The sequence below is a fragment of the Flavobacterium sp. genome (genome assembly GCF_031411595.1).
Lineage (GTDB): Bacteria > Bacteroidota > Bacteroidia > Flavobacteriales > Flavobacteriaceae > Flavobacterium.
Map to the genome: position 1 here is coordinate 1 of NZ_JANOBI010000048.1, position 3,532 is coordinate 3,532.

General features: G+C 35.6%; 3 protein-coding genes, 1 tRNA gene and 1 pseudogene. 4 read left to right on the forward strand and 1 reads right to left on the reverse strand.

Annotated features, from left to right (window positions below; all coding sequences use genetic code 11):
- A partial coding sequence (locus RMO03_RS11630) for an LptF/LptG family permease (protein WP_309642275.1) occupies nucleotides 1-490 on the forward strand: 490 nt, incomplete at its 5' end.
- Nucleotides 491-501: 11 nt separating this feature from the next.
- A complete protein-coding gene (ribB, locus tag RMO03_RS11635; RefSeq protein ID WP_309642276.1) occupies nucleotides 502-1,635 on the forward strand; it encodes a 3,4-dihydroxy-2-butanone-4-phosphate synthase in 1,134 nt (377 codons plus the stop codon).
- A 48-nt stretch (nucleotides 1,636-1,683) separates the two neighbouring features.
- On the opposite strand, the gene RMO03_RS11640 is transcribed toward ribB, so the two are convergent.
- Entirely contained in the window at nucleotides 1,684-2,577 is an 894-nt protein-coding gene (locus tag RMO03_RS11640; protein WP_309642277.1) for a DUF6268 family outer membrane beta-barrel protein, read from the reverse strand.
- Nucleotides 2,578-2,777: 200 nt separating this feature from the next.
- Between RMO03_RS11640 and RMO03_RS11645 the strand changes: the two genes are divergently transcribed.
- Nucleotides 2,778-2,862: transfer RNA gene (locus tag RMO03_RS11645), tRNA-Ser, on the forward strand.
- 275 nt (nucleotides 2,863-3,137) lie between these two features.
- Nucleotides 3,138-3,532 (forward strand): annotated as a pseudogene (locus RMO03_RS11650) (Arm DNA-binding domain-containing protein); the annotation flags it as partial.

Here is a 3,532-nt window from a genome sequence, read left to right on the forward strand (position 1 = left end):
AACCGACCTTTTGAAAAATTATTCCAATGCACAAAAGGAACAGTTGCTGAAAGTAGCAAGCAGCACTGCCGATGCTACTGCTTTTTCTGTTGAAAGTTATAAATACGAATTCGAAAACAAACAAAAGAATATCAACATTCACTGGATTGCGTTGTACGACAAATTTGTTATTGGATTTGCCTGCCTGCTGATGTTTTTTATTGGAGCTCCGTTAGGTGCTATCATTCGAAAAGGAGGCTTAGGACTTCCTATAGTTTTTGCCATATTGATTTTCATAATCTATCATTTCATCAATACTTTTGGTAAAAAAGTAGCCGAAGAAAATGGTATCGCTCCAATACTTGGTTGCTGGATGTCTTCTTTAATCTTAACACCATTAGCCGTTTTGCTGACCTATAGAGCGACCAACGATATCGGTTTAATTAATATGGACGTCATACTACTACCCTTTCAAAAATTATATCAAAAAATATTTCCTACTCAGGAATAAAAACTGCACCAATGAGCACTGATAAAATAAAACTCAACACGATTGAAGAAGCCATAGAAGACATTAGAAATGGCAAAATCATTATCGTTGTTGACGATGAAGATAGAGAAAATGAAGGCGATTTTTTGGCTGCAGCCGAAAAGGTAACGCCCGAAATGATTAACTTCATGGCAACGCATGGTAGAGGATTAATTTGCGCTCCGTTGACTGAAAAGCGTTGTGCCGATTTAGAACTCCGTTCCATGGTAACCAATAACACCGATCATTTAGAAACTGCCTTTACGGTTTCGGTAGATTTAAAAGGGCATGGTGTAACTACTGGAATTTCTGCTGCAGATAGAGCCAAAACCATATTAGCATTGGTAAATGAAAACACAAAACCTTACGATTTGGCACGTCCCGGACACATCTTTCCGCTTACGGCGAAACAAGGTGGCGTATTGCGCAGAACTGGACATACCGAAGCTGCCATAGACTTTGCAAGACTTGCCGGATTTAAACCTGCTGGTGTCATTGTAGAAATTATGAATGAAGATGGTACGATGGCCAGATTGCCAGAACTGTTTGAAGTAGCTAAAAAGTTCAATTTGAAATTAGTTTCTATCGAGGATTTGGTGGCCTACCGAATGCAGCATGACAGTTTGATTGTAAAGAAAGACGACTTCGAAATTGAAACACGTTATGGAAAATTTAGATTGCGTGCTTACCAACAAACTACCAATAATCAAGTGCATATTGCTTTGACAAAAGGAAGTTGGAATTTAGGAGATCCAATATTGACGCGTATTAATTCTACTCAGGTGAACAACGACGTTTTAGGAACTTTAACCAACGATGTGAGTAAAAAACTGGACGATATGTTCAAACTTATTAACGATGATGAAAAAGGCGCTATTTTGTTTATTAACCAAGATGTACAATCTTCTGATATTTTAAACAGAATGACCGAACTCAAAGCCTTACAGGCTCAAGGAATTTTCAAGGCACCTCAAATAAAAATGGACATAAAGGATTTTGGTATTGGTGCACAAATACTACACGATATTGATATCTCAAAAATAAAATTGATTTCCAATGCCCAACACACCAAGCGTGTGGGATTGATTGGCTATGGATTGGAGATAACCGAATATGTAGAATATTAAAATTCTAAAAAAAACAGCATAACCGATTACCAAAAGTAGTCGGTTTTTTTATTGTTTGGAACGAAGGCTTACTCCCATTTGCACAAACATTGATGCCTTTAATTTATTTTCAAAACTAGAAGAAGGCGTTTCAAAATTACTGGTGTACAAGTCGAAGTTGCGACGCACTACATAACCAGCTTTTAGATTTAACCACACATTGGAAGCCACATTATAAGAAAATGTTGGATTGATGTGAAAATTCAATGTCCGAATGTATTCCACAGCATTATTGGTATTGACATGCACCAGCGTAGCATCTGTTGAATAACCAAACCCGTATTCTATTTTCTTATTCGGTAAAAAGACAATAATGGCATTATTGGGAAGATACGAATTGAATCGCATTTTTTCATTAGAAAATCCAAATGCCAGAATTGGAATGACGCTGTTTTTACCAAAATCGTTGTTATAATTCAACCCAAAACCCCATTTGAATTTGGTTTCTGTATTAGAAGTGTGCATGGCAATTGCTGAACAGGCGGGAAAGATATCTTTATTCCCGATAACCGCTTCAAAGTCGCTTCGTATGTTGAGACGAGGCACTAAAAGCAATTCCCAATTGGAATTGAAAGTATGACGAGTCAAAAAAGTAAGCTTCACTTCATGGAGTTGCTCTGGTAAATTTAAACTCTCAAGTGTTGGTGAATCATATTCACATTGAGACAAACGATAATAGAGAATAGTATTCAGCTTTGTTTTCTTTCCCAAAGTTAGGGTTGGCGTGACAAGATTACCTTCGATATTTTGCAAACCGGCATTTCCCGTTCCTTCCTTAAAATTGGATTTTGGCACAATCGTATAATTGATATAGGCAACCTCAACATTGTTTTGTGAATGGGAAACAAATATGCAGAGCAATAGTAAAAATGTATATAAAAATTTAGAAATGCTTTTATTCATACTAATTTGCATGTAATTTTTTAGTTGCACAAATATATTATTCTTTGTTTGAATTGAATTGTCAGTTTCTAAAATAAGGAAAATGAATGGATTAGTTTTTAAAATATAAAATAACTTGATTTTTTAGATAAAATCTTTTGGAAACCAAAAAAGGTTGTTATATTTGCACTCGCAATCAGTAATACTGGTTGACGCTCACTGGAGAAATGGCAGAGCGGTCGAATGCGGCAGTCTTGAAAACTGTTGACTGTCACAGGTCCGGGGGTTCGAATCCCTCTTTCTCCGCTGATTAAAAACCTAAATGGTATCAAAACCTCGAAAATCCTATGATTTTCGGGGTTTTTTGCTTTTACAGACTTACAAATTATTCATTGAATCTTATCTCATGCGAGATAAAATCGAGACCCTAGAAAAAATCAAAAATTAGGGTCTCGCTAAATTCTCTCAACCCTTTCAAACATTGGGTTTATTTACGTGTTCAATAGCTTGTTCACTCATTAAACATCTTGTTTGATTTGAATTAGGAATTTAACTTGAAGAATAATTAATCAGTCAACAAAATGAAAGCAAAAGTTACATTGCATTTTTATGCAAAATCCACGAAAGCAAATACTACTGGACAATTTCCAATTTATATAAGACTTACCGTAAACGGGAATCGATTAGAATTTAGCACAAAGAAATTTGTTGATTCTAGCAGATGGTCGGCAGATTTAGCCAAAATGAAAGGCACTACAGAAGAAGCTCGTTCAATCAATAGCTATCTTGATTTGGTTAAATCTAAAGTATTGGACATCCAAATGCAATTAATCCATAAAAATCAAGCATTGAGTATTGAGAATTTCAAAAACAGTTTGTTTGGTTTAGAAGAAAAGCAGCGAATGTTAGTTCCGATTTTCCAAGACCACAACAATAAAATTAAAGAATTGGTTGGCAAAGAATATGCACCAGGAAC

Excerpts from the sequence above, each read along its gene's own strand:
- ribB (WP_309642276.1), top strand. The coding sequence starts at position 502 with ATGAGCACTGATAAAATAAAACTCAACACGATTGAAGAAGCCATAGAA.
- RMO03_RS11640 (WP_309642277.1), bottom strand. The coding sequence starts at position 2,577 with ATGAATAAAAGCATTTCTAAATTTTTATATACATTTTTACTATTGCTC.